This is a genomic window from Lactobacillus sp. C449L, assembly GCF_059900815.1.
In genome coordinates, this window is sequence record NZ_JBWXGA010000001.1 from 489,832 (window position 1) to 515,866 (window position 26,035).

Annotated in this window: 24 protein-coding genes; 5 read left to right on the forward strand and 19 right to left on the reverse strand. The window is 35.9% G+C overall.

Annotated features, from left to right (window positions below):
• Nucleotides 1–6 precede the first annotated feature (6 nt).
• From AC2JF9_RS02340 to murB, 3 genes are read right to left on the reverse strand one after another with little or no spacing between them, the layout of a single operon-like run.
• Nucleotides 7–981: a CdaR family protein gene (locus AC2JF9_RS02340; protein ID WP_500725138.1), complete on the reverse strand. Its 975-nt coding sequence runs from the start codon at nt 979–981 to the stop codon at nt 7–9.
• Nucleotides 978–1,823 carry a diadenylate cyclase CdaA gene (gene cdaA / locus AC2JF9_RS02345; RefSeq protein ID WP_500725139.1) on the reverse strand — a complete coding sequence of 282 codons (846 nt, stop codon included), beginning with the start codon at nt 1,821–1,823 and terminating at the stop codon, nt 978–980. Before cdaA ends, AC2JF9_RS02340 begins: the two co-directional genes overlap by 4 nt.
• 39 nt (nt 1,824–1,862) lie before the next feature.
• Entirely contained in the window at nt 1,863–2,762 is a 900-nt protein-coding gene (gene murB / locus AC2JF9_RS02350; protein WP_500725387.1) for a UDP-N-acetylmuramate dehydrogenase, read from the reverse strand.
• A 98-nt stretch (nt 2,763–2,860) separates the two neighbouring features.
• Between murB and AC2JF9_RS02355 the strand changes: the two genes are divergently transcribed.
• A complete protein-coding gene (locus AC2JF9_RS02355) occupies nt 2,861–3,394 on the forward strand; it encodes a 3'-5' exonuclease (protein WP_500725140.1) in 534 nt (177 codons plus the stop codon).
• A 41-nt stretch (nt 3,395–3,435) separates the two neighbouring features.
• Here AC2JF9_RS02355 and tsaE read toward each other — a convergent pair whose 3' ends face one another.
• From tsaE to AC2JF9_RS02370, 3 genes are read right to left on the reverse strand one after another with little or no spacing between them, the layout of a single operon-like run.
• Entirely contained in the window at nt 3,436–3,912 is a 477-nt protein-coding gene (tsaE, locus tag AC2JF9_RS02360) for a tRNA (adenosine(37)-N6)-threonylcarbamoyltransferase complex ATPase subunit type 1 TsaE (protein WP_500725141.1), read from the reverse strand.
• On the reverse strand, nt 3,905–4,897 hold the full coding sequence (pta, locus tag AC2JF9_RS02365) for a phosphate acetyltransferase (protein ID WP_500725142.1): 993 nt from the start codon (nt 4,895–4,897) through the stop codon (nt 3,905–3,907). Before pta ends, tsaE begins: the two co-directional genes overlap by 8 nt.
• Before the next feature lie 9 nt (nt 4,898–4,906).
• Nucleotides 4,907–5,602, reverse strand: coding sequence for a uracil-DNA glycosylase (locus AC2JF9_RS02370; protein WP_500725144.1), 696 nt, complete (start codon nt 5,600–5,602; stop codon nt 4,907–4,909).
• Nucleotides 5,603–5,802: 200 nt separating this feature from the next.
• Here AC2JF9_RS02370 and AC2JF9_RS02375 point away from each other — a divergent pair, with 200 nt between their 5' ends.
• Together AC2JF9_RS02375 and AC2JF9_RS02380 are read left to right on the forward strand one after the other, a co-directional pair.
• The gene (locus AC2JF9_RS02375) at nt 5,803–6,678 is read left to right on the forward strand and encodes a Cof-type HAD-IIB family hydrolase (protein ID WP_500725146.1); all 876 of its coding nucleotides are present in this window, start codon (nt 5,803–5,805) and stop codon (nt 6,676–6,678) included.
• An 11-nt stretch (nt 6,679–6,689) separates the two neighbouring features.
• Nucleotides 6,690–7,211, forward strand: coding sequence for an LURP-one-related/scramblase family protein (locus AC2JF9_RS02380; protein WP_500725148.1), 522 nt, complete (start codon nt 6,690–6,692; stop codon nt 7,209–7,211).
• A 33-nt stretch (nt 7,212–7,244) separates the two neighbouring features.
• Here the strand turns inward: AC2JF9_RS02380 and AC2JF9_RS02385 are convergent, their stop codons facing one another.
• From AC2JF9_RS02385 to AC2JF9_RS02415, 7 genes are all read right to left on the reverse strand, one after another.
• Nucleotides 7,245–8,813 (reverse strand): ATP-binding cassette domain-containing protein, encoded by a 1,569-nt coding sequence (locus AC2JF9_RS02385; RefSeq protein ID WP_500725149.1) that lies wholly within the window; start codon nt 8,811–8,813, stop codon nt 7,245–7,247.
• 333 nt (nt 8,814–9,146) lie between these two features.
• On the reverse strand, nt 9,147–9,758 hold the full coding sequence (locus AC2JF9_RS02390) for a hypothetical protein (protein WP_500725150.1): 612 nt from the start codon (nt 9,756–9,758) through the stop codon (nt 9,147–9,149).
• Nucleotides 9,759–10,240: 482 nt separating this feature from the next.
• Nucleotides 10,241–10,996, reverse strand: a complete 756-nt coding sequence (tpiA, locus tag AC2JF9_RS02395; RefSeq protein WP_500725151.1) for a triose-phosphate isomerase — start codon at nt 10,994–10,996, stop codon at nt 10,241–10,243.
• Nucleotides 10,997–11,020: 24 nt separating this feature from the next.
• Nucleotides 11,021–12,232, reverse strand: a complete 1,212-nt coding sequence (locus AC2JF9_RS02400) for a phosphoglycerate kinase (RefSeq protein ID WP_500725153.1) — start codon at nt 12,230–12,232, stop codon at nt 11,021–11,023.
• Between the two features lie 101 nt (nt 12,233–12,333).
• Nucleotides 12,334–13,350 (reverse strand): type I glyceraldehyde-3-phosphate dehydrogenase, encoded by a 1,017-nt coding sequence (gene gap, locus AC2JF9_RS02405; protein ID WP_500725154.1) that lies wholly within the window; start codon nt 13,348–13,350, stop codon nt 12,334–12,336.
• Nucleotides 13,351–13,402: 52 nt separating this feature from the next.
• The gene (locus AC2JF9_RS02410; RefSeq protein WP_500725155.1) at nt 13,403–14,434 is read right to left on the reverse strand and encodes a sugar-binding transcriptional regulator; all 1,032 of its coding nucleotides are present in this window, start codon (nt 14,432–14,434) and stop codon (nt 13,403–13,405) included.
• Between the two features lie 253 nt (nt 14,435–14,687).
• On the reverse strand, nt 14,688–15,044 hold the full coding sequence (locus AC2JF9_RS02415; protein ID WP_500725157.1) for an MmcQ/YjbR family DNA-binding protein: 357 nt from the start codon (nt 15,042–15,044) through the stop codon (nt 14,688–14,690).
• A 435-nt stretch (nt 15,045–15,479) separates the two neighbouring features.
• On the opposite strand from AC2JF9_RS02415, the gene aguA (AC2JF9_RS02420) reads away from it, so the two are divergent.
• Entirely contained in the window at nt 15,480–16,571 is a 1,092-nt protein-coding gene (aguA, locus tag AC2JF9_RS02420; protein ID WP_500725159.1) for an agmatine deiminase, read from the forward strand.
• A gap of 9 nt (nt 16,572–16,580) precedes the next feature.
• Nucleotides 16,581–17,351 (forward strand): MurR/RpiR family transcriptional regulator, encoded by a 771-nt coding sequence (locus AC2JF9_RS02425; protein ID WP_500725160.1) that lies wholly within the window; start codon nt 16,581–16,583, stop codon nt 17,349–17,351.
• Nucleotides 17,352–17,449: 98 nt separating this feature from the next.
• Here the strand turns inward: AC2JF9_RS02425 and arcC are convergent, their stop codons facing one another.
• From arcC to AC2JF9_RS02455, 6 genes are all read right to left on the reverse strand, one after another.
• Nucleotides 17,450–18,397, reverse strand: coding sequence for a carbamate kinase (arcC, locus tag AC2JF9_RS02430; protein ID WP_500725161.1), 948 nt, complete (start codon nt 18,395–18,397; stop codon nt 17,450–17,452).
• 14 nt (nt 18,398–18,411) lie between these two features.
• Nucleotides 18,412–19,503 (reverse strand): agmatine deiminase, encoded by a 1,092-nt coding sequence (gene aguA / locus AC2JF9_RS02435; protein ID WP_500725163.1) that lies wholly within the window; start codon nt 19,501–19,503, stop codon nt 18,412–18,414.
• 3 nt (nt 19,504–19,506) lie between these two features.
• Nucleotides 19,507–21,141, reverse strand: a complete 1,635-nt coding sequence (locus AC2JF9_RS02440) for an amidohydrolase (RefSeq protein WP_500725165.1) — start codon at nt 21,139–21,141, stop codon at nt 19,507–19,509.
• Nucleotides 21,141–22,493, reverse strand: coding sequence for an MATE family efflux transporter (locus AC2JF9_RS02445; protein WP_500725166.1), 1,353 nt, complete (start codon nt 22,491–22,493; stop codon nt 21,141–21,143). The genes AC2JF9_RS02440 and AC2JF9_RS02445 overlap by 1 nt, the downstream gene beginning before the upstream one ends.
• A 26-nt stretch (nt 22,494–22,519) precedes the next feature.
• Nucleotides 22,520–23,575, reverse strand: coding sequence for an ornithine carbamoyltransferase (gene argF / locus AC2JF9_RS02450; protein ID WP_500725168.1), 1,056 nt, complete (start codon nt 23,573–23,575; stop codon nt 22,520–22,522).
• 892 nt (nt 23,576–24,467) lie between these two features.
• Nucleotides 24,468–25,994: an LBA0864 family S-layer associated protein gene (locus AC2JF9_RS02455; protein ID WP_500725169.1), complete on the reverse strand. Its 1,527-nt coding sequence runs from the start codon at nt 25,992–25,994 to the stop codon at nt 24,468–24,470.
• Nucleotides 25,995–26,035: the final 41 nt, after the last annotated feature.

The window sequence follows — 26,035 nt, forward strand, 5'->3', positions numbered from 1 at the left end:
TCATTTTTAGTTTTTTACCGTCTTATTATTTGAATTTTCAACTTTAATTTCTACTGCTATTTGATTTGGATTAGCCTTAACTACTCCTTTTGGTAAATCCAGGTTGACAGTCTTTGTCGTCGAAGAAACGATGTCACTAAGATTCACCGGAACTTTTAGCTTCTTGATTTTTGCCAAATCCTCTTCGGATCCATATATAGTAACATAATCATTTTTTACAGTTAAAGAGTATATTTTATTCGTTTTTTCATGTTTAGGTTCTAATTCAATTTTTACAGACTTTTTTGCAACCGTAACTGGAATTGATACTTTAGCAGTAGCTGGTTCAATGACAACGTTTAGCTGTCTGCCTTTACGATCTTGCGCAATTAAGCTAACTTGGCGTTCATAGTTATGATCAATTCCATTAGGCAGCGCTACCTTAGCAACTATCTGATCAATTTGTTCCACTTCACTGCGGGCTCCGGTAACTTCTACTTGCTGAGGATAAACACTAGTGTGACCTAATTTATATCCAGGAGCTAACGCATTTTTATTATACTCTATCTGTATAGGCATAGTGGTCGATTTTCTTTTTTGGATATTAACATTTACAGTTCGTGGATTAATAAGATAAGAAATTTGTTTACTTAATCCCGTTACGCGTACTTTAACATTATGCTTCCCAACTTTTTTACTGGTTAAATCAATGTATGCCCGAAAATTTTGGGTATTAACAGCTGAGGTAACTAAAGCACTCGAGCCTTCGAGAGTAAGACTTACTTTTTCCGGGTAACCAACTACATAATATTTATCAGTATCAACTGAAACCTGTAAGGGAACGCTAATGGTTTGCGTCTTGTTAGCGGATTGCCTAGTTCGATCAGACTGTCCTTGGGTTAAAAAACCCCCTTGTGTGTCATGAACATAAATTACCAAAAGAACAGCAATCAGCAGCGAAACAAGGCGAATAAACCATGGTCTTTTCCAAAAGTCTCTCATCGGTCAGCACCCCACTTCCAAATCTTGCGCACAATCTTCTGATACCAAGTTTCGCTTTCATTCTTCTTAGGAACAAGTTCAGCGGTTAGATACTTCATATATTCTTCGCGAGTCATATCTAATAAAAATCGACCATTACGCGTAATTGTAACACCACCGGTTTCTTCAGATACAACAATGGTAATTGCATCCGTAACCTCCGAAATGCCAACCGCTGCCCTGTGCCTTGTACCTAGACGCTTCGGAATCATACTACTATCTGATAAAGGTAAATAAGCTGCTGCTACTGCAATTTCATGATCTTTATTAATAATCACGGCGCCATCATGCAGTGGTGTATTCGGAATAAAGATGTTTATTAAAAGCTCCCCGGTAACATGTGCGTTTAACTTTATTCCAGTTTCAATATAATCATCAAGACCGGTTTCCTGCTGAATGGTAATTAAAGCACCAATTCTTCTTTTAGACATATACTGAATCGCCTTATCAAGTTCCTTAATGAACCGGATTGACTCATCTCGTTCACTGTCTTCACGACCACCAAAAATTGGTAACCGACCTAAGTGCTCCAACCCACGTCTAATTTCAGGCTGAAAAATGACGATAATTCCAACAACTGACCACGAAACAATTTGATCAATTAACCAAGTTGTCGTATGTAGTTGTAAAAAACCAGCAATAATACGTACGATAAAAATCAGTACTATTCCTTTGGCTAGCTGAACTGCTTTTGTCCCTCTAATTAAAATAACCAAATGATAAACCAAAAACCAAATGATTAGTACGTCAAGAATAGTCGATAGATTGCTCCAAGTGAATAGATTTGAAAAATTCGACTCCATAGATTCTCCTCTCTATATTTACCCGCGAAATTGTTGATTTTAATCAGCATGTTCTCCAATTATTCTAACCTCAGTTTGAAGATCTAACCCGAATTTTTCTTTAATTTTCTTTTGAATTAAATGAATTAAATCGAGATAATCAGTGGCGGTTGCGCCGCCTTTATTAACAATAAAGCCTGCATGCTTAAGCGAGTCTTGAGCTCCGCCAATTTGTTTTCCTTGCAAACCAGCAGCTATAATCATCGGACCAACAAAATGCCCATCGGGTCGCTTAAATACACTACCACAAGATGGATACTCTAAAGGCTGCTTATATTGACGTAAAGCATTAAGGTAGTTCATTTCAGCAAGAATTTTACTTTTTTGACCATGTTGCAATTTAAAAGTGACTGAAATTACGATAGCATCATTTTCCTGAACCAAAGAATGACGGTAAGAAAACTCCATTTCTTTGTTAGAGTACTCTTTAAATTCTCCTTTGCGCGTTAGAACCATAACTGACTTAGTTACCTGACTAACTTCCCCGCCATACGCGCCCGCGTTCATAAAAACAGCACCACCAATACTGCCAGGAATTCCTGCAGCAAACTCCATTCCACTTAAACCATACCTCGCTGCAGTAAATGCAGTATCAATGATTCTAGCTCCTGCTTGCGCTGTTACCATATTATCATTAACTCTAATTGCTTTCATTTTGGTAAGAATAAGAACTAGTCCCGGAATACCACCATCTCGAATAATTAGATTAGAAGCATTGCCAATTACCGTTAAAGGCATATCATTACTTTCTGCATATTTGACTAGCTTTTCAAGTTCATCTTGACTTCGTGGAAAAGCTAGGTATTCTGCAGGTCCACCAGTTTTGGTAAACGTATATTTGCTTAGCGGTACTTGCTTTTTAATTTCAATTCCATCTTTTGCTAGATCAATTAACCCCAAAATTAAAACTCCCTTTTTATATCTTCTTTTTATTTTACCGCATTCAATTGCTTGCTTCATCCTATGTTATACTAAAATTAAGTTTTAAAGGAGAAAAAATGAACTTTATCGCAATGGACTTTGAAACCGCAAATCGTCATCCTGAAAGCGCGTGTTCGCTTGCCCTGGTAATGGTGCGGAATAATAAAATTGTTGACCGTTTTTACACTGTAATCAATCCGCAAATGCCTTTTGATGCTCGCAATATTCAGGTTCACGATATTACTGCAAACGACGTAAAAGATGCGCCAACAATGGCGGAAGTTTGGCCTCAAATCAAGGCCTTGTATCAGCCCGGAATGCTTGTTTGTGCCCATAACGCCCGCTTTGATACCAATGTAATGCGCCAGAGTTTAGCTCGCTATGACATTCAGGAACCGCACTACTTTGTTATTGATACTTTGCAATCAAGTAAACTCTTTGAACCTGATTTACCAAATCATAAGCTGGACACTGTTTCTGATGCATTGAATGTAGAACTATGGCACCACCACAACGCATTAAGCGACAGTGAAGCTTGTGCCGGTATACTTATTGCTCAAAACAAAGAATTTGGCGATGAGGCACTTAAAAACTTGGTTTATCAAGTGTAAGGATCCTATCAAAAAAGGAACTGAACTAGTTCGGTTCCTTTTTATTTCAACTTATTTAAAATCTCATTTGTCCATGATTCGCTACGCTTACCTTGTGGTCTAAATTCGACCGTTCTTTTAGTTGAATCCCAACTGTCATCTACTCTCCTAATTACCACCTGTAGGTATGCATCGGGAAGATCAGCCTTAATTATTTCAGGCCATTCAATTACCACCAATCCAGGCTGGGCTAAGTAGCTGGTGAGATCAATTGAAGACAAATCATCATTTTCTAAACGGTAAAAGTCCATGTGATAAATTGGTAACTTGGCTTCCTGATATTCGCGAACAATGGTAAAAGTCGGGCTTTTTACTGGACGCTTTACGCCCAAGGATTGACCGATCCCTTGCGTCAAAGTCGTTTTGCCAGCTCCTAAATCACCATTCAGCAGCAACAAGTCATGTGGTCTAGCTGTTAATCCAATTGCAGCGCCAACTTTTTTCATCTCGTCAGAAGAATTCACTTTCAATTTAATCATTTTTGTCCTCTAAAAGAGCTTGCGCAGCTGTTAAAATAGCCATATTATAGACATCTTTACTACTTGCGCCACGCGATAAATCATTAACTGGTTTAGCTATTCCTTGTAGAATTGGCCCAATCGCAGTAAAGTTGCCTAAACGCTGAGTTATTTTGTACGCAATATTGCCCGATTGCAATTCTGGAAAAATAAAGACATTTGCCCTACCTTTAATTTCAGAGTCTGGGGCTTTTTTGGTTGCAACATCTGGAACAAAAGCCGCATCAAACTGTAATTCACCATCAGCCAATATATCATGATGCTCTTGCTTAAAAATCTCTTTTGCTTTTACAATTTTTTCGACCATTTCACCCTGAGCTGAACCTTTAGTTGAGAAACTCAAAAAGGCCACGCGAGGTTCAATGTCAATCATTCTAGCCGTTGTAACAGATTGATAGGCAATTTCAGCTAAAGTCTCAGCATCTGGATCAATATTAATCGCACAGTCGGCAAACACATATTTTTCATTATTTCGTTCCATAATAAAACTGCCAGAGACGCGTTTCATTCCTTTAGCAGTATGGATTAGTTGCAGAGCAGGACGTACTGTATCAGCGGTCGAATGAGCAGCTCCGGATACCATTCCGTCAGCTTGTCCCATTTTAACCATCATAGTGCCAAAATAATTGGGGTTTTGTAGTGTTTTGACAATTTCTGATTTTGCAATTTCTTTTCCACGAGCTTGAAGAAAACATTTCGCCATTTCGTCAGTATGAGAATAGCTAGCAATATCAATTACCTCAACGTCTGCTAAAGACAAGTGTTCTTGACTAGCAAGTTCAGCAATCATTTTTTGATCACCAAGCAGAACCGGCTCAATGACTTTGTCCTTAACCAAATTAGCCGCAGCTGTTAAAATTCGGGCATCGTTTCCTTCTGGAAAAACAACTCGATAAGTCTTGTTTGCACTCTTCACTTTATTTTTTAATAATTCAAAAATACTCATATCTATCACCTAAGCTAAATCAGATTGACTAACTTCTTGGGGCAATTGCCAATCTATTGGTGTTTCATCAGAATTTCTCAGCGCTTCATTACAACGTGAAAACGGCCTCGAACCAAAAAAACCGCGATCAGCAGAAAAAGGACTAGGATGAGCTGATTTAATCACAAAGTTTCGATCTTGGTCAATTAAAGCGATTTTGTTTTGCGCAAAACGTCCCCATAAAATAAAAACCACTCTACCTCGATCACTCAATGCTTGAATAGCGGCATCAGTGACCTTCTCCCAGCCTTTACCCTGATGCCCATTGGCTTGACCATATGGAACTGTCAAAACAGCATTTAAAAGTAGCACACCCTGGTCAGCCCATTTTTTTAAATAACCATGATTTACCGGCACGCAACCCACATCATCATATAGTTCTTTGTAAATATTTTGTAAAGACGGGGGTAAATTTACTCCCGGCATCACTGCAAAGCTCATTCCAGTTGCTTGACCAGGATTATGATAAGGGTCTTGTCCTAAAATAACCACTTTTGTTTTGGCAAATGGAGTTAGTTTAAAGGCAGTGAAAATATGATACATGTCGGGAAATACTTGTTTGGTTTGATATTCTTTTTTTAAAAATTCATGTAGTTCATGATATTCATTACTTTTAAATACAGGAGCTAAGACCTCATCCCAATCATTGCCAATTAACTTTTTCATTATTTAGACACCCTCTCTTTCACTAGCCTTTATGGTATCATGAAATTAATTAAGTTTGGAGAGAATCTGCGATATTTACTGGTTGCTTTAGCTGTTATTCAACAGAAACTAAAAATAGCAATCTGCATTTTCGGCTTATATGTTAAGATGATATGTAAAGAAAAGTAATAAACAGTTTGAGAAAGGGGTTTGTTTTCACCTTGATTAAATTAGTAGCCTGTGACCTTGATGGAACATTACTTAACACCAATTTGGTTGTATCACAAGAAAATGCCAAAGCGATTCGTCAAGCCCAAGAAAATGGTATTGAGTTTCTAGTTGCGACTGGACGAACACCTCAGCAATCTCGAGATGCAATGCAAAAATATGGCTTAAAAACTGGTTTTATCAATATCAATGGTGCTTTAGTTTTTGATACCAATGAGCATTTACAAGTCAAACATGAGCTTCCTCGTGCTAAAGCTCAGCAAATTGCTGAAATTTTAGATCGACATCACATTTATTATGACCTTGTCGCCGAGAAACTAATTTATTCTAAGAATATCAGTAAACGGGTTGTTAATCTCGCCCGAGGACTTGTTGCTTTAAATCACGGCTTGTCTTTCAAAAAAGCTGTGGCCACTGCTGCTGGCAGCAATGCTATGCTTAGCATGACTTATGTGAAAGATTTTAACGAACTTTTTAGCAATCCAAAAATAGAAATCATGAAGATAATCGCCTTTGATGCTAAAGGTCCTGAAGCTTTTTCTGACGCTAAAAAAGAAATCATGGCTCTTGGCGATGTTGTTATTACTTCTAGTTCCCCTGCTAACATTGAAATTAATGACATTAAGGCGCAAAAAGGCCCAGCATTACTTGATTACGCCCAAAAGAAAGGTATAAAGCGTGAAGAAGTTGCTGCTATAGGCGATAATCTTAACGACGAAAGTATGATTAGAGATGCTGGTACTGGCGTGGCAATGGGTAATGCCATTCCACTAATTAAGAAGTTAGCCCAAGTTCAAACCAAAACCAACGACGAGGATGGAGTAGCTTATATATTAAGAAAATTTATTAGCGAAAATGCTAAAGAATAGAGGTGCTGGAAATGCGCTATTTGTTGGAATTAACTCAAAAACAAGAGTATGGCCAAATACCGGTAGTTAATGAAAAAGGCAAAGTTCAATTTATTATCCAAGGGAATCTAGACAATCCAAATCATACCCTTTATTTAAAAGACCCTTGTGGAATTGAAATTGGCCGCCTGTATTCTGATGGTAACGGATTCGTTTCGTCATATACAATTGACGTCGTTAACCATTCATTAGTTAAAGTCAAAAGGCTCAACACTAAAGTTTCCAATCTCTTTTATATTACTCGCTTAAACTACCTTGTTACAGGAAGTATTAAACAAGGTAGTTACAAGTTTTTATCTGGCGTTAAACGAGTTGCTACCGTCAACACAGACGTTAAAAAAATGGGGGTAGTTTTGACTTGCGATATTGTTCGTCCCGAAGATGTCCCCTTTATTCTGTTATGCGCAACCTTATTTACCCAATGGCATACTACTCCTCTTCAGCTTCCAACTTTTCCGCCAATTGGTCAAAATTACAAAGTGAAGTTTAACTAAAAAAGCATCCCAATAGGATGCTTTTTATATACACTAATTCATCGATAAATTTTCAAATGAATAGCCTGAGATTTCTTCATTTCTATGGGAAATCAAAATCAAGGAGTCAACTTGACTAAGGAGACTTTTCATTAGTTCTTGAGTAGTTTCCAAGTCAATGCTGGAAAAACTCTCATCAAGCAATATCAATTTACCTTTTGTGTCAATAAGTCTAGCTAGGGCAACGCGCTGCTCTTCGCCACCTGACAGGGAATCATAGCTCCAGTGGTCATTTATACCAAAACTTTGCTTGGCTTGAATTATTTGTTTGGCATCGACTTTTCGTCCAAGCGCAATATTATAGTCAATTGATTGAGGAAAAATACTAATAACCTGTGGCACCCAAATAATGATTGAATTAATAATATGTTGCGGAATTGTGTTAATATCTACTCCATTAAGTAAAATTGTACCCTTATCTGGTAAAAGTTGATGTGTTGCAAGCTTTAGTAGCGTAGATTTTCCCCGGCCCGATTCGCCATTCAGTTTATATAAATTGCCTTTTGTAAAAATATAGGAAAAATCAGATAGAATTTTTTTATCTGTATTTGAATATGTGAACGATACATTTTTAAACTCAAGTGAATCAAAACAAACTGAAAATACTGTCTGGTTAAAAGGCTTTGGTTCACTTTCAGCTTGATTGCTAAGATTTGCGAATTTTTTAAAAATACTGGACGTTGAAAGTAGTTGAGCAAAGTATCGATTAATAATTCCCGCGGAATCAAAAACCTTGGTAGCCAGTTCAGCAGTTGATAGGATTGCTCCAGCACTTAATTCACCTTGAAAATGTAGAAAGCCAGTGATACCAAGAATAAGCAATTGACTTCCGATATTGATTACACCAGTTATAATGTCAACAAAAGAACGTCTAACCGTGTTATGAACATTAGCTTTCTTTAATGCTGAAGAACCCTTTTCAACTAATTTCTTAATTTCTCTAAGAGCATTAAAGGCATAAAGCGTTTCATAACCGTGAAGACCACTGCTGGAGTACTTTAAAAACTTCTCGTTTGCCCGAGAAATCTCTTCAACACCGGTCGTAAGATATCTTTTTAAAAATCGCGGAACCACTACAATTAAAGCAACCAACAAAATTGCAGTAATAAATAAAATATAACTATAAACATACAAAGCAATTAAAGAAAAAATTGCGTTACCACTAAATTTAATAATTAAAAAGAAAGTATTTACTCCTTCTTTTTGAATCAAATTTACATCATTTTGAAGGTAAGATTCATAGTAATCTGCAGGTTTTTGTTTAAATTTACTTTGCGGAATGGTAATTAAACTCGCAGCTATATCCTTGCGAATATCACTTAGAATATCTTGCGTTACATTTTCTTGTACATAATTTTCCAGAAAAGAGATAATGAATGAAATTAACCAAAGCACAAATATCAATATTAGAACTTGACCAAAACGTTTAACATTTTTCGCAATTAAGTAATTAGCAAGTTCGGCCATTTTAGTGGCAGCAAAAACTTGAAGTAAGGAATTAAATAGTAACAAGAGACAAGCACTTGCAACTGAAATAATATGCCTCTTTATGTATCGACTCATTTTATCCTCCTTCTTTTAATTTTAATATAATTTTAATTTTACTAAGTTTTTTAATTGATGTCAAACTTATATGATGTGGGATTAAACCATGAAATTATAAGAAATGATTTATGATTACTGTAATTTTTACTATTAAGTCGTAGCCTGCTTATGCTCATTAACTTGATACTGAAATTACATTTATGGCATGTACAAGAAAATAATGGCAAAGGTAATCGAATTCATATTTTGACCAAACTGGTTGAAAAGTACTTTCAATACTTTTACAACTTTCTTCTTTACAAAAAAACTGTAACTACCATTTACAGTAGTTACAGTTTCTATACTAATAGACTATTCTCTAGGATTGATTTTACTGTATGTCATATCCTTAAACTCATACGTAGCGTAAGTTTTAGCTAACTCTTCAGAAGTGAAGAATTGGTTTCTAACTTTGCCATCTTGAGGATTTGCTTGGAATAAAACTGCTATATTTTTTCCATCAACAGTTTCATTCTTAACAATGAATGCATAGCCTTCTTTAGTTGACTTTTTATCGACTGGACTCACAACTGTCCACTTATTGCCGTCCATCTTCTTAGTCGTTACCCTAGCATATTTTGCAAAAATATCTGCATTCTTTTGTTTCCAGGTCTTAGACATTTGCCACGGGTACTTATTAGTCCCCTTAACTTTACCAATCTTGACAGTTTTTACATGTTCATTTGTCCACGGTGTATCAAAAGCAGACTTTTGAATGTTCATTGGACTTGGAGTCAAGTTATTAGTGCTATACCATTTGCCACGCCAAGTTGTGGGGAAAGTAAATGACTTAGCAAAGCCATATTTGCTCTTCTTGACACTGGCAGCTTGAGCTTGCGATGGTTGATTAGCTACTACAGTTGTAGCAGAAGTCAAAGTAACGGCAGCGGCAGCAAGCAGTGTAATAATTTTTCTACTTTTCATATTTTTGGCCTCCTGTGACCCTAAGATAATTAAGTATTATACCAGTTTTCTCACAAAAATGAACTCTTTATCTTATATTAGTATTTTTCTAATTGACGGTGACAGAATGATAGTTTAAATCCGCGAAATGATAGTCGTGATATTTTTGAGCCAATTCCGCTGATCTAAAGAACTGATCATAAATTTCACCGGTGTTTGGGTTTGCCTTAAGCATCACTTCTTGTTTAGCACTTACTGCCTCTGCTTGTGTAGGTTTGACAACTATATAACTCGCAGCTGAAAATAAGGTAATAGCTGTTGCAAGCAACGCAATAGTTTTATTTTTTTCATAATGGTGCCTTCTTTCTTAAACCATTTATTTCAGTGTATTCTTTAAATTGAAAATTACCAGCAATTAATGAAGATTTATTTAAAAATAAATTATTTTTCAATCAAAAAAGCCTCTGCAATTAGCAGAGACTTTTTATTAGTACAGTTAAAAATTAGTTTTGGTAATTAACTAAAGCTAAGTATGAATCTGGCTTGAGTGATGCACCACCGACTAAACCGCCATCAATATCAGGCTTAGCCATTAACTCTTTAACGTTACCTGGATTTACGGAACCACCGTATTGAATACGAACGTTTTCAGCAGTTTCTTCATTGTACAAGTCCTTAACAGTGTCGCGGATAGTCTTGCACATTTCTTCGGCTTGATCTGAACTAGCAGTCTTACCGGTTCCAATTGCCCAAATTGGTTCGTAGGCAATAACAAGTTTAGAAACTTGATCAGCTGCTAAACCTTCTAAATCAGCCTTAATTTGACCAACAACCCATTCTTCTTGCTTATTAGCTTCTCGAGTTTCAAGTGACTCACCACAGCAAACAATTGGGGTTACATTATTAGCCAATAAAGCCTTAGCTTTCTTATTGATGTCTTCATCAGTTTCGTGGAAATAACCACGACGCTCTGAGTGACCAATAATACAGTAGTTAATACCCATTTCATTAAGAACTTTAGGTGATGTTTCACCAGTAAAAGCACCTTCATCTTCGAAGTAGGCATTTTCAGCACCAACACGTAATTCAGAGTCTTGAGCAGCTTTTCTCAAAGCATCAAGGTCAACGGCTGGTGCACAAATCAATGATTCTACTTCACTTGCGGCTGGCAACTTACCTTTAACAGCGGAAACGAATTCAGCAGTTTGCTCTGGATTCATATTAAGCTTCCAGTTACCAGCAATAATTGGTGTACGCATTTAATCGACGTCCTTTCCTATAGCTTATTTATCTGAAATGCAGGCAATTCCAGGTAACTCCTTGCCTTCAAGGTATTGAAGAGATGCTCCACCACCAGTTGAAATATGAGTAATCTTAGGAGCAATACCTAATTGCTTAGCAGCAGCAGTTGAATCACCACCACCGATGATTGTAGTAGCATCTTTCAATTCAGCTAAAGCTTTACCAACTTCTAAAGTACCTTCTGCGAAGTTTGACATTTCAAAGGCACCCATTGGCCCATTCCAAACAACTGTCTTAGCGTCCTTGAGAATATCCTTGAATTTTTCAACAGTCTTAGGACCAATGTCCAGTCCCATCATGTTTTCAGGAATATCACCTTCTACTACTTTACGAGCAGCATCATTTGAAAATTCAGTTGCTGCCAAGTTATCAACAGGCAATACAATCTTACCATTAGCCTCTTTGAGCAATTGCTTAGCAAGTTCTACCTTATCAGGTTCGAACAAAGATTTACCAATTTCGTGACCTTGTGCGGCTAAGAAAGTGTAAGCCATACCACCACCAATTAAAATGTGATCTGATTTAGGAATCAGGTTGGTAATAACATCAATCTTATCAGAAACTTTAGCTCCACCAAGGATAGTAACAAATGGGTGAACTGGGTTAGCTACAGCATCACCTAAAAACTTGATTTCTTTTTCCATCAAGTAGCCAGCTGCTGCAGGTTTACCAGCCTTCTTCATTGCTTCAGCAATACCAACATTGGAAGCGTGACTCCGGTGAGCAGTACCAAACGCATCATTAACATACATATCACCAAGAGATGCCCAGTACTCACCCAATTTTGGATCGTTCTTGCTTTCACGTTTACCAAAGTCATTGTCAATATCTTGGAACCGTGTGTTTTCAAGAACAACAACATCGCCGTCCTGCATCTTGTTGATTGCATCTTCAACTTCTTTTCCTTCGTTTGCAGGAACAAAAGTCACAGGTTTCTTCAACAATTCACTTAAGCGCTCAGCAACCGGCTTAAGCGATAGCTCTTTTTTATCAGCATCTGATTTAACCCGACCTAAGTGGCTAAGCAAAATAGCCTTACCACCGTTTTCAATAATGTACTTAATAGTTGGTAGAGCCGCAACGATACGGTTATCGTCACCAATCACACCATCCTTAATAGGAACATTAAAATCAACACGAACTAAAACCTTTTTATCTTTCACATCAAGGTCTGAAACGATTAATTTAGCCATCTATATCCTCCGATAACTTAATTATTTTCTCTTGAAAAAAAGGCGGAAGGAAGAATCTCCCTCCGCCTTCTCTTTACTACTAACAGTAATCAATTTATAGATTAAAGAGTAGCAAATTTCAACAAAGTACGAACCATTTGGCAAGTGAATGAGTATTCATTGTCGTACCAAGCAACAGTCTTAACTAATTGATTGTCACCAGCAGTGGTTACCATAGTTTGAGTTGGGTCAAAGATTGAACCAGCAGTCATACCAACAACATCACTTGAAACGATTTCGTCATCGTTGTAAGCGAATGAAGGACTTTCATATTTCTTAACTGCTGAGTTAACTTCATCAGCTGTAACCTTCTTGTCAAGGATTGAAACTAATTCAGTTAATGAACCATCAGTAACAGGAACACGTTGTGCGTGACCGTTAACTTTACCATTCAATTCTGGAACAACAAGGCCAATAGCCTTTGCAGCACCAGTTGAGTGAGGAATAATGTTAACTGCAGCAGCACGAGCAGCACGCATGTTACCACCACGAACAGGTCCGTCCAAAAGCATTTGAGTTGAAGTGTAAGCGTGAATAGTAGTCATAGTAGCTACTTTAACACCAAATTCTTTTTGCAAAGCATCAACCATTGGTGCCAAAGAGTTAGTAGTACATGAACCAGCTGAAACAATTGTATCGCTTGCATCTAAAGTATCATCATTTACTGAGTAAACAATAGTCTTCAAGTCGTTACCAGCAGGTGCTGAAATAAGAACTCTCTTTGCACCAGCATCAAGGTGAGCTTGTGACTTAGCTTTGCTAGTGTAGAAACCAGTACATTCAAGAACAAAGTCAACGCCATCGTTCTTAACCCAAGGAATGTTTTGAGCTTGAGGTTCTGCGTAAACACGGTACTTTTTACCATCTACAACGATTGAATCTTCAGTAGCTGAAACTTCGTGGTCAAAAGTACCATGAGTTGAATCATACTTTAATAAGTGAGCCAAAAGTGCTGGAGTAGTTAAGTCGTTGATTGCAACAACTTCAATATCCTTTGACTTTTCGCCTAAGTCCATAATACGGCGAAATGCTAAACGACCGATACGGCCAAAGCCGTTAATACCAATTTTAACTGTCATATTCTAAAGTCCTCCTTAAGAACTATAAACATCTATTTATTTTAAATGAGAATTATTTCTCCTTTAAAATCATCTTTGAGGCTCCTTCATCAGTTATTAACCAGGTTTGATGAGGAGCATTAGGCATATATGCTTTAATTGCTTTGGCCTTACGGCTACCACAAGCAAAAGCAAATATGTGAGGTATTTTGTTTAGATTCTCGAACCGTAAGCCAACCTGTTGCACACGATCGACAATCTTACCTTCGCCATCGAAGAAACACCCGAAACACTCGGTGACGACTTTTTTTTCACGCAGTTCCGATAAACGAATTGAATCATATCCTCTTCTGCGTGCCATATCATGAGCTAGCCCGATTCCGTGAATTACGACATCAGTTTTTGAAATATCTTCAAGTACATCAGCTACTGTTGATTCACGAATTAGTGACTTGTAAGCTTCCGTGGAAACTTGTTCTGGTAAATATAAAGTCTTATATCTGCCACCAGTCACAGCCGCCATCTCCTGAACAATTGTATTGCTTTGGATAGCAACATTTTCGCCCAGGGCCCCACGACCAGGTACAAATTCCAACTGCCGATTTTTACTTAGCCTTTTAGACAAATTTCTAGCTGACTTTGCAAGGGCTTCACCGCCTAACACTGTAATAATCGAATGCCCAAGCGGTAAGAGTAGGTCCAAAGCTGAATTCAACTCTTCACCCATTCTTTCATAAACCAACTCTTGCAAATCACTATCACCAGGAACAATAATTGTCCGTTCAATACCTAATTTTTGCGCAAGATTGATTTCAGTTTCGCGAGCATTAAACAGACGATCAACTAGAGGAGCTGCATCTTGCAGTATCTTCTGTCCTTTTTCCGTCATGAACATGCCAAAACTCTTAATTTCAATTAAACCAAGTTCACGAAGATACTCGGTTTCAGTTCGTACATTTCTTTCAGAAAGTCCTAAAGACTGAGCTACACTTCTACGACCAATTGGTGCATTATGCGAAATTTGCTCAAGGATAAGATACCTTTGGCGAAAAACCTTTAAAATGTCAGGAACGAGAGCTTCAAGCACTGGAATTTGCGAGTACATTTATTCTCTCTTTCTTCCGGGACACTTGCGACCCATCATTTGTCAAAAAACGTCCCGGATTGTCTAAAAATATATGAGAAACGTAGATTTAGCTATATTAAAATCTCCCATTCCTCAATCGACATCTATAGTATATCAACCTCATTTAAATAATTCAAGTAAAACAAAAGTATTTAATACTGACATTATTTTACTTAAAGATCCATACTTTTTTTAAAAATTACATTTATAAGTGTCTTTGTCTGTAAGGTCTTCAACTTTCTTCATCAATTTGTTTTTGATCCTTTTTTGAAAGTTTTTGATACACCAGATTATATGAAGTGTTAATCATTTTTTTAATATTATCTGGAGTGAGCTCATCGGTATCCAATTTAATACTATTCCAATGGACCTTATTCGCATAATATCCTGGAATAACATCATGATATTGTTTGCGTAAAATAAGGTTTTCATCTGGATCTCCTTTTAAAGTGATTTTGTCGGGTAACATCATTCCAAAACACTTACCCAGCAAGGAAAAATAATAGCACTGCCAGTCATCACGATAATAAACATCAGCTCCTTTTAATGATTTTGCATATTGAATAAACTCTTGTAACAAATTATCCATCTTATACCTTTACTTTCTTTTAATTGTCTTTAAATAAGCACTGAGCTAAAGTGAATTTACCATACAGAAACTTCATTAGCTATTTTATATTGCAACTTTTATTAAAAAAATATCTTTTACTACGAATTAAGACTATTTACCCTTTCTAATAGCTTATTTTTTGCAAAAAGATTTTAACTCTAACAGTTTTTTGGTATACTATCTGTTGTGTTATTTGGGCCCTTAGTGTAATGGATCGCACGTAAGATTCCGGTTCTTAAAATCTGAGTTCGACTCTCAGGGGGCCCACTTCTATAAAAATGTTAGGAGTGGTAAATAGCTTTTTCAAGCTATTTACCACTCCTTTAGTTTACATATCTAAAATAAATAAGTACTCTATTATTTATTGATGAAGTAAAATAGAAATATCTACTTGTTTAGGAAATGTGAAAATATATGGAAATTAGACAATCAACTCCAAAAAAAGATAAATATCAAATGATTCCAGATTATGCTCCTCAAAGGGAAATCTTTATGATATGGCCAGAAAGACCTGACAATTGGCGAAACGGGGCTAAACCTGTTCAAAGAGCTTTTACCAAGCTAGCCAAGATAATCAGTAAATTTGAGCCTATAACAATGCTCGTTAACGAAAATCAATATTTAAATGCAAAAAACAAGGTAGGAAAATATGCTAGAGTGCTCGAAATGTCATCTGATGATGCATGGGCACAAGATACACTACCAATTTTTGTCAAAAATAATCACGGACGAATTCGAGCAGTTAATTTTAAATTTAATGCGTATGGTGGCCTAATCGATGGTTTATATTTTCCTTGGGACAAAGATGATCAATTAGCTATTAAGGTGGCCAGCCTTCTTCGCATTGATTATTATTCGATTGATCATGTCCTTGAAGGCTGCTCAGTAATCACGGATGGCGAAGGAACAGTAATCACAACTGAAGATGTTCTTTTAGCCGAAGATAGAAATAACGGCTTATCAAAGAAGTTCGTATCTACAATATTAGAACAGTATTTAGGGGCTGAAAAAATCATTTGGCTAAAGCACGGTTATTTTCTTGATGAAACGGGTGGAGATATTGATAATATGGTTTCTTTTATTAAACCAGGAGAAATAGCTATGACATGGACTGATGACCAAAATAGTGAACTTTTTCCTGCTTGTGAAGAAGCTTTCGATATTCTTAGTCACACTACCGACGCAAAAGGAAGAAAACTCAAAATAAATAAATTTCAAATTCCTCAAGCTCAAAAATTGACTGCAAAAGAATCTGAAGGTATCGACTTAATTAATGGTTTAATGGCCAGAACGATTGGACAAATTCTAACTGCTACATACATTAATTATATTACTTTGAATCGTGCAATTATTTTCCCCCAGTTTGGTGATCCTCAAGATAAAATAGCCGAAGAAAAACTCAAAAGTTTATACCCTGAAAGAAAGATTATTCCATTTCCGGTTCGAGAAATTTTAATCGGTGGAGGTGGCCTTCATACTATCATAAAAGCAATTCCCATTTTTTAGGAGGTCAAAATGAATTTTTTTGAAATAGTCGGTTCACACTTAAAGGACCTCACTGAAAATGAGCATAAACTTTTCGAATTTGTTATCTCTAATATGGAAGAAATTACTGGCAAAAGTATTAGAGTAGTAGCAGCTATGGCTTATGTTTCGCCAGCCACCTTTATAAGATTCGTCAGAAAAATTGGTTTTTCAGGTTATAGCGAATTTGCAACAGTAATCAAATTCACTTTGATTACTGAAAAAGAAAATCCAAACAAAAATATTTTTTTCACTGAGAATCTATCATATCGGGAAAGTTATTTAAAAAATATTGAAGAAACTATTCGAGTTATAAAGAATAAACAATTAAAATTAGTAGCCGACAAATTAAAGCAAAAACCTGATATTTATTTTTTTGCCAAAGATACAACCAAGCACTTGGTTGAGTATATTAAATTCATTTATTCTATGGCTGGGTTCAGGGTGTTTTTTCCGTCCGACTATAATTACCGTAAGGTAATTTCAAAGGAAATAAGCAAAAATAGTATTGTGTTTATAATGAGTTTTAATGGTGAAAACAAGGAATTCATTGAATTAATTAGCGATTTGATAAAATTAGATAGTACTCCATTAATTGTGTCTATAACAGGAGCCGATAATAACACAATTCAAAATCTCAGTGATATAAATTTCTATTTATTCACAGATTGCCTAAGGATTAATGATATCGACATTGGCTCAAGAACTTCTGTAGCTATAATTATGGAACTAGTACTTTACCAATATATATATAATAACTAGATAAAAAAGCATATTGCCAGTGAGACATTATGCTTTTTTAGGATAAATATACATTAGTATAATTTTTAAGCTTAACAAATACGTATTAATACAGCTTTTTATTTTGTTATAATAGTTCCCTCGCCATAGTTTAAATAGTTTTCGACATTTTCCAAAGATGTAATTACAGCTTCAGCTTTTGGATTTTTACTTTTCTCAACAAAGGCAATTGCTGCCTGAATTTTCGGTAGCATTGATCCTTTAGCGAATTGATTTTGTTTAAGGTACTCTTTTATCTTAGCAACTTTTATTTTACCAAGGCTTTCTTGACTAGGTTGATTATAGTTTATATAAACATTATCCACTGCTGTTAAAATGATAAACTTATCTGCATTAGTTAGTTCTGCGAGTTTTTCAGAAGCAAAATCTTTATCTATTACTGCCTCCCTTCCTACTAGTCGACATCCTTCTTTTACCACAGGCATGCCACCACCGCCCACAGCAACAGGAATATTTCCAGATTCAATAATTGCTTTAATAATATTACTCTCTTTTATTACTATAGGCATAGGAGACGGTACAACTCTTCTATATCCTCTTCCAGAATCCTCTACTAAAATAAAATTGCTATTTTCTTTTTTTACTTTTTCAGCTTCTTTTTTAGTATAAAATGGTCCGATTGGCTTTGTAGGATTTTTAAACGATGGGTCATTAGGATCAACTATTGCTTGCGTTACAACTGTTGCAACCTCTTGAGATAAATGATTTTGAGCTAGTTGTTCATCAAGAGCATTTTGCAGCCAATACCCAATACTCCCTTCAGTCATAGCTACAGCTGTATCAATAGGCATTGGAGGATTCTCTTTGGTAGAACCAGCAGCTTGTTGCAACAAAAGATTCCCAACTTGGGGACCGTTTCCGTGTGCAATAATCAATTTATCCCCATTTAAAACAAACTTAATTAGTTGTTTACTAGTTTTTCTGAGTGCTTCTCTCTGAGCTTTAGCACTTGCATCTTTTGTTAAAATTGCGTTCCCACCTAAAGCCACTAAAATTTTAGCAGACATATCTTCCACTTCTCCTATCTAGGTACTTGCTGAGTAATACAGTGAATATTTCCACCCCCAAGAATAATTTCTCGTGCTGGAACTCCTACTACTTTGCGATCTGGATAGCATTTTTGTAAAGTTATCTTAGCCTTCTCATCATTTGGATCATTAAACGTCGGAAATACAATTCCATCATTAGCTGTATAGTAATTAACGTAAGAAGCAGCTAGGCGATCACCCTCAATTCTAGGAAGTGTTCCATCTACAGCATCTACTCCTTCCGATTCTTTCTTAGTAATTTTAACCGGTTTAGGTAAATATAACTTTGTAACTTTTATTTTTCGCCCTTTTGCATCAGTAGTATTTTCTAACACATCCAAATCAGCCTTTGAAGCAGCATATTGCGGATCACTCTTATCATCAGTCCAAGCTAATACAACATGACCAGGCGAAACAAAGTTAGCAATATTATCCACATGACCATTTGTTTCATCTAAATAAATTCCTTTCGGAAGCCAAATCACTTTCTCCAAATCTAAATATTCTTTCAAAACTTTTTCAATTTGGAGCTTAGATAACTGCGGATTTCTTCCTTTTGATAAAAGACATTCTTCGGTAGTAATTAAAGTTCCTTCGCCATCAGTATGAATTGAACCACCCTCAAGGGTAAAATCGTCTAGACGATAGCGATCAACGTGTTCAAGCTCCGCCATTTTCTGAGCAATGTGATCATCCTTGTCCCAAGGGAAATACAAGCCATCAACTAAGCCACCCCAGGCATTAAAATGCCAATCTACAGCGCGTATGTCTCCCTTGTCATTTTTAACAAATGTAGCCCCACAATCACGTATCCATGAATCATTATTTGACATCTCAATAACTTCAATATTATCAGGAAGCATAGTTACGGCATTTTCGTATTGATCATCATTTACTCCTACCGTCACATGTTCAAATTTTGATATTGCGGTAGCAACATCAACAAACGTTTTTTGAGCTGGTTTTCCACCATTTCTCCAGTTATCAGGTCTCTCTGGCCAAAGAATATAAACTCCTCTATGAGATTCAAACTCAGCCGGCATTCTATAACCATCACTCTTTGGACTTGATTTTAAAGTTTTCATTTTTTATCTCCTATATACTATATTTCCGTTAACCATTGTCATAACTGCTTTAGTGTTGAGCAGCAAATCTGGTGCTACTTTTAAAATATTTTCATTTAATACTGCTAAGTCAGCTAATTTGCCAACTTCAAGTGTTCCTACATCTTTTTGACGGCTTGAACAACTGGCTGATCCAGAAGTGTAAGCTTTCAATGCCTCTGAAATACTTATGCTATTTTGGACTTCCCAAGCATTACCTCCGTTTATCGATTTTCGGGTAACTGCATTATAAATGCTTTCAAAAGGATTAAAATCAACTACTGGAGAATCCGTTCCAAAAGCGATTTTAACTCCCCTTGCCAGATAATGCCTAAAAGGCCACATCATTTTAATTCGAAGCGTTCCAAGATCGGCTTCTTCTCCTCGTGGGTCAATTAAAGTATGCGCAGGTTGAACCGATGCAATAACATGTAAATCTCTTAATCTTTCAATATCTTTTTCTTCAATATTCTCCAGATGTTCAATATTAAACTGAACGTTTTTGAGCATACCTTCGCCTAACTCTTTTTCAACGTTTTCATAAATGTCCAAGGCTTTCGAAACTGCGCCATCTCCTATAGCATGAATTTTGATGTTATAGCCTACTTTTGCGGCTTTTAAGGCTCTTCTTTCCATTACAGAAGGTTCGACCGTTAAATGACCAACATCATTTGATGACTTTGCATCACTATATGGTTTTGATAAAAACGCTGTATGCATGCTTGAAACTCCGTCAAAAAACGATTTAAAACCAGCTACTCCCAGCATTGAATCATTTTCTGCTCTACCACACTCGATAGTCATTTGATGTATCCTCGTAAAATCATCTAATAAGGTTGGATACAAATTAACTCGGACAGTTAGTTTATTTTCATTTTCAAGTTTCTTCCAACTATGATCAGCAATCTGATCTGAATCAGCTACAGCACTACTTGCAACATCATCAATTTGTGTAATTCCTAATTTGTTCATTTCTTGCATAGTATCAATAAACAATTCAGCTGTGGCTGTTTCATCAGAAGTAAGAATTTTACTTGCTATTCTCATAAACGTGGCTTCGCCAATAATCCCGGTTAACTCACCGTTTTCAAACTTTCTGATATTTTCGTTGTTCTCAGAATTTTCTTTATTGAATCCTAGTGTTTTCAGACCTTCAGAATTTAACCAAGCAGTATGAGCATTTGAATCAATTAGAAATACCGGTGTATTAGGAAAATATTCATCTAAACTATCTTTTGTAGGTAAAGTTTTATTCTTCCACAATAGCTGATACCATCCCATTCCGATAAGCCAACCGCCAATTAGATTCTTTGGCTTATAATATTGACAAGCAATCTCTGCACATTCTTTTTCAGAATTAGTATTATAAAGAGCAGGGCATTTTCCTGAATGCATCAAAGCAGTCATCAGCATATGAACATGAGCATCATGAATGCCAGGTATTATTAAATCATCGCCAAAATCTAAAATGTTTGTTTCTGGACCAATGTAATCATTTAAGTTTTGAAACCCAATATAGATAATTCGGTTTTTCTTAATTGCAATTCCACCGTAAATAGTTTCATCAGTATTGCCTGTCCAGATTTGATTACTTTTTACAATCTTGTCAGCATAAATCATTACAGTTCTTCTTTCTTGTCGTTCCTTATTTCTCTCATTAGAAAACCGATTGCTACAATGAAAGAAATAATGTCGGCAATTGGTTGTGCAAACCAAATTCCTTTTACGCCAACTGTATAAGCAAGCAACAGTGCAAGTGGACTAGCGCATATCAAAAATTTTAGAACTCCTAGAAATGTTGAAATTCCAGCTTTACCAATTGCTTCATAGTAACCGGACATCATATTTACTGCAGAACCAAAAGCTGTGAGCCCCACTACAATGAGTCCTGAACTAGCAGTAAGGTTAACAATTGTCGCACTTGAAGTAAAAATTGATGTAATCTGCCGAGCAAAAACAGCAAAAATTACTGTTAAAACTCCTACTGATATAGTATTTGAAAGCACGCTTATTTTAAGTAGTTGAGCTAAACGCGAATTTAATTTAGCTCCGTAATTGTCACTGGCAATGGGTTGCATTCCTTGCATCAAACTAGTGGTAATCATGTTTAAAACGTAAAAAATATATCCATTAATGAGACCAAATGCCGCTATATCATTGTTATTTCCAAAATGTCCTAAAACTACATTCATTACCCAGTTATACACAGCGCTAGACAAAGTAATTAGGATAAATGGCATTGCAAGTATTATGGCTCTCTTCAAATCTTTCCAATTAAATTTAAAATCGAGCGATAAATGATATTTATTGTTTTGATTAAAAAATGGAATGAACGATAAACAGAAGATACCAATGCTTAAACCGTAATAGATAGCTGAGGCAATAATTCCAATATGTGCAATGAAAATTCCCCAATAAAGTTCACAAATTGCTATAACAGCTGCAATAGCAGTTATCCAACTCGCCATTCCTGGCTTTTCATCAACTCTTAGCATTGGTATGCCTATTTGTCCAACGAAACAAAATGGGTAACTAATCATAAATACGCGTATAAACTGCGTTGCCATTTCTATAACTGGTCCTTTTGCTCCTAAAGCAACTGCTACAGGTTTGGCGAAAGCAGCAATTGAAATAGCTAAAATAAGCGAAAAAATTAAAGTAAACCAAAAACCGTCATTCCATATCTTACGTGCCTTCTTATCTTTTCCTTGTCCTTTATATTGGGCCGCTATAGTAGAAACGCCTATACCTAGTCCAGTTCCAATAGCATCATTAACTAATTCAAGAGGCATAATAATACTAATTGTTGCGAGACCAACTGCTCCCAGCCCGTTGCCCATAATAACCGCTTCAAGTATTACCATTATGCACTGAGCAAACATTCCTGCGAGCGTAACAAAACCATATTTTAAGAATAAACGATTAATGTTTTTAGTTTCGAACTCATTCTTTTCGGAAACTTTAGTTTGCATAATTTGCACCTACATTCTTTTGAAAGTCAGTATTTAATACCCAATTCTCCATTATTTCTATATGGTTCTTTTGAAAGCATTTCATCTATTTCACCTTCATATTTTTCGCTTAAAGCTTCTGATGCTGATTTCATACATGGATTAAGCAAATAAACAAAAATTGCTCGCATAGCTGTTTTCCGATTTTCAGCTTGATCCCAAGCTATTGAGTGTTTTCCATCAAGAACTGAATCTGTAACTTCCTCTCCTCGATTGGCTGGTAGACAATGTAAAAATTTAACATCCCGATTATCTGTTTTTCCAAGTAATTCGTCATTAACTTGATATTTTGGATAGAAGACTTGCATATACTCATCTTTTTGTAGCTCTTTGTCGTAAAGACCATACCAGACATCAGTATAAATAAAATCTGCGTTCTTAAGAACTTCTTCATTGTCTGAAATTTCTATTGTTCCACCATTTTCTTTAGCAATCTTTTTAGCATGTTCTAATACATCCAATGGCATTTGATTTGACTTCGGACCATATTGAGCAAATTCCATTCCCATCTGGGCACAGAAAAACATTGTTGAAATCGCAACTTGAGTAGCATCACCTACAAAAACCAGTTTCACATTTTCAAGGTTTTTACCTTCTGGTAAATGTTCTTCAATGGTTATCAAGTCCCCTAAAGCCTGAGTCGGATGACTCTTATCACTCATAAAATTCACTACTGGTACTTTAGAGTATTTTGCTAGTCCTTCCACTTCTTCGTGATGATTAACTCGTGCTCCAATGATATCAAGCAAACGACCCAAAACGTGACCTGTATCATCCAGAGTTTCATGTCCATCTTCCCCCAATTGAATTTGACCAGGTGCCAAATAAAGAGCGTGACCTCCTAATTCGGACATTGCTGCTTCAGCAGAATTACGTGTACGTGTCGAAGTTTGTTCAAAGATCATTCCTAGATTTTTATTTTTTAAGAGCTGAGGATAATACCCATTTACTATTGATTCTTTAATTTTCAAACCTAAATCAACCATAAATTGCATTTCTTTTTTTGAATATGTATAGGTATCAATGTAATCTCTTTTTTCCATGTCAGAATCTCCTTTTTGAATATTCTATTATTTTTTTCATTTCCAATATACATTCAAAAAAGCGCTTTCGAAACTAAATTCAGTATTTATGATTTAATGATTTTTTCGAAGAAAGAGTGTTTCATTTTCTGAAACACATTACATAGCATCAACATTGTTTTTTAGCATTATTTTATTAATAACGTAGTTGCCACAAACTTTTTTGATTATTTGTTTCATAATTTTAGTAGCATATAAAAACTAACCAAATTGAACGAGTTGATTCTTAGTTTTCTATTATTAACTACGAATATCTGATATGCTGTTAATTGGCTTTGCTCTGTAACTATTACTTTTCTCATTATCTTGATATTTATAAAAGTCACATAAAACTTTTTTCTAGATTAAGCTAAAATCTACCTGTTATTTGGACTCTTGTGAGTGGATGCACGTAAGATTCCGGTTCTTAAAATCTGAGTTCGACTCTCAGAGGACCCATCATGCATTTTATAAAAAAACAAGTTATGTTTAATAACTTGTTTTTTTATGAAATCGACTGTATTATTTAGTCGGCATCAAAACAGTATTGCAATTCAGCAGTATTATTCATTACTCTTTGTACCCTGCCAATTGTTAAAGTACCTATTGGCTAAAAAAATGAATATAGTTGTGATAATTACTGGAATTATATATTCAAAAGCTGGAAAAATTTGAAGTTCTCTACTAATCCCAGATTGCCAAAATAGCATAAGCCGAACCTGACAAGCCCATGGCACAATTGGCCAAATAATATCGAATAAAGATGTAATTGCTAATGCAGAAATAACTGAGCCAAAAAAAACCTAAAATTAATGATCCACCAATACCCCATTTCCATATAAAAACCAGCTTCACATCAAGCTGGTTTTCTTTTTTATTTAGTTTTACCGGCAGTTAGCTCTCCGCGTTGAGCAAATTCTACATAGATCTTATTACCAGAAATTGACAAGCCTTCAATTTCTCGGCGGACATTAAAGCGGTGGGTTTTCTTATATGTACCATCTTTTGCAACTTTAAAAATATAATCATTGAATCCAATATAAAACTGGTCATGTTTTTGATCATAAGTAAAACCTTGGACAGGAGATTGATTACCTACAAAGTTACCCTTGGTTGCACCAACTTCTTCTGGTGTCCAAGTGTCACCATCACGAGTGACTTTCCAATATTCATAACAATTATTTCTACCATTATGGAATAAGCAATACATAGTGTTATCATCGGGGAAAGTGGCATTGTGAATATAACGCGGTGACGAACCATTGCGAATCTTAAAACTCCATATCTGGTTAACCATCATATCTGATTTTCGAATTTGATAAATTTCTTCAGAAGCATTTGAGTTTTTAGATAAATTATCATTGGCAATTACATAAATATAGTTAGCTGATGAACCAATTGCTTGCCCGTGTCCTAATTTGATATATGGACTTACTTTAATATGGGCTGCATATTGCTTAAACTTTGACCATTTTAACCCTGGCAAATTTTGAGCGGCATACTTATTAAGGTGGTCTAAGTCATAAGAAACTAGATGGCCGTATTGATCACTACTCGAATTAAAAACAGCAACGGTAAAACTTGAACCACGAACTGTAATTCCTTCTGGAATCACGCCGACTTGTCCCATCTTATCGGCAGCTTTGCCATAATCAAGACTAACAAAACGTGGCTGGAAAAACTTAGTTTTCAAAATTAGGCCGTTGGCTTTAAATGTATTTGGTCTGGTTTCAAATGTAAAATTATGAGCAGCATTCCAATTTCTTGAAGTTGATTTTGAGCTGCCTTTCCAGGTAGTCACTTCGTTTGGTCCCGGCATTGGCTTCTTGATAGTTCTGGTTACACCTTCATTTTTATCAGAGCGAACAGTCACATCAACATTCGCTTTAGCATTACCATAACTGTATTCTACCGTAGTTTGACCAGGAGTTGCCGAACTAATATTTACTTGAGATACATTGACTTTTTTTGCATCAACTGCAGTACCTGTACTATCAGTAACGTAGTTAATTGCGTCTCTAGTATTAAATGAAAAACTGTCGTTTTGAACTAAGCTAACTTTGTTGACTACAGAAATTTTATTTTTAGCAAAATAGTTCTGATTTACCCAACCTACCGGACGGCCATCGACAATAATTTTCCAAAAAGTGCCTTTTTTCGTAGAAACTGATTTCTTTGATTGAATTTGAGCATGTTTAAAGTACTTAGTTGAAGTGAATTTACCTGATGGTCCTTTCTTAGAAGCATGATGATAAACAGCATAGTTATCATCACCAGCAATTTTAGTCACAGCTTTACGATAGTTTTTAGCGCATACAGGTGAATTATTACCCCCGACAAATAAGCCAATTGCAGCTAACGAGCCAGCAATTAGCAGTTTATAATTAAGTGTTTTCTTCAATCTAACTCCACCTTTCAAAGCAACACATCTAGTTTCACACT

Excerpts from the sequence above, each read along its gene's own strand:
- AC2JF9_RS02340 (WP_500725138.1), bottom strand. The coding sequence starts at position 981 with ATGAGAGACTTTTGGAAAAGACCATGGTTTATTCGCCTTGTTTCGCTG.
- cdaA (WP_500725139.1), bottom strand. The coding sequence starts at position 1,823 with ATGGAGTCGAATTTTTCAAATCTATTCACTTGGAGCAATCTATCGACT.
- AC2JF9_RS02355 (WP_500725140.1), top strand. The coding sequence starts at position 2,861 with ATGAACTTTATCGCAATGGACTTTGAAACCGCAAATCGTCATCCTGAA.
- tsaE (WP_500725141.1), bottom strand. The coding sequence starts at position 3,912 with ATGATTAAATTGAAAGTGAATTCTTCTGACGAGATGAAAAAAGTTGGC.
- pta (WP_500725142.1), bottom strand. The coding sequence starts at position 4,897 with ATGAGTATTTTTGAATTATTAAAAAATAAAGTGAAGAGTGCAAACAAG.
- AC2JF9_RS02370 (WP_500725144.1), bottom strand. The coding sequence starts at position 5,602 with ATGAAAAAGTTAATTGGCAATGATTGGGATGAGGTCTTAGCTCCTGTA.
- AC2JF9_RS02380 (WP_500725148.1), top strand. The coding sequence starts at position 6,690 with ATGCGCTATTTGTTGGAATTAACTCAAAAACAAGAGTATGGCCAAATA.
- AC2JF9_RS02385 (WP_500725149.1), bottom strand. The coding sequence starts at position 8,813 with ATGAGTCGATACATAAAGAGGCATATTATTTCAGTTGCAAGTGCTTGT.
- AC2JF9_RS02390 (WP_500725150.1), bottom strand. The coding sequence starts at position 9,758 with ATGAAAAGTAGAAAAATTATTACACTGCTTGCTGCCGCTGCCGTTACT.
- tpiA (WP_500725151.1), bottom strand. The coding sequence starts at position 10,996 with ATGCGTACACCAATTATTGCTGGTAACTGGAAGCTTAATATGAATCCA.
- AC2JF9_RS02400 (WP_500725153.1), bottom strand. The coding sequence starts at position 12,232 with ATGGCTAAATTAATCGTTTCAGACCTTGATGTGAAAGATAAAAAGGTT.
- gap (WP_500725154.1), bottom strand. The coding sequence starts at position 13,350 with ATGACAGTTAAAATTGGTATTAACGGCTTTGGCCGTATCGGTCGTTTA.
- AC2JF9_RS02410 (WP_500725155.1), bottom strand. The coding sequence starts at position 14,434 with ATGTACTCGCAAATTCCAGTGCTTGAAGCTCTCGTTCCTGACATTTTA.
- AC2JF9_RS02415 (WP_500725157.1), bottom strand. The coding sequence starts at position 15,044 with ATGGATAATTTGTTACAAGAGTTTATTCAATATGCAAAATCATTAAAA.
- aguA (WP_500725159.1), top strand. The coding sequence starts at position 15,480 with ATGGAAATTAGACAATCAACTCCAAAAAAAGATAAATATCAAATGATT.
- AC2JF9_RS02425 (WP_500725160.1), top strand. The coding sequence starts at position 16,581 with ATGAATTTTTTTGAAATAGTCGGTTCACACTTAAAGGACCTCACTGAA.
- arcC (WP_500725161.1), bottom strand. The coding sequence starts at position 18,397 with ATGTCTGCTAAAATTTTAGTGGCTTTAGGTGGGAACGCAATTTTAACA.
- aguA (WP_500725163.1), bottom strand. The coding sequence starts at position 19,503 with ATGAAAACTTTAAAATCAAGTCCAAAGAGTGATGGTTATAGAATGCCG.
- AC2JF9_RS02440 (WP_500725165.1), bottom strand. The coding sequence starts at position 21,141 with ATGATTTATGCTGACAAGATTGTAAAAAGTAATCAAATCTGGACAGGC.
- AC2JF9_RS02445 (WP_500725166.1), bottom strand. The coding sequence starts at position 22,493 with ATGCAAACTAAAGTTTCCGAAAAGAATGAGTTCGAAACTAAAAACATT.
- argF (WP_500725168.1), bottom strand. The coding sequence starts at position 23,575 with ATGGAAAAAAGAGATTACATTGATACCTATACATATTCAAAAAAAGAA.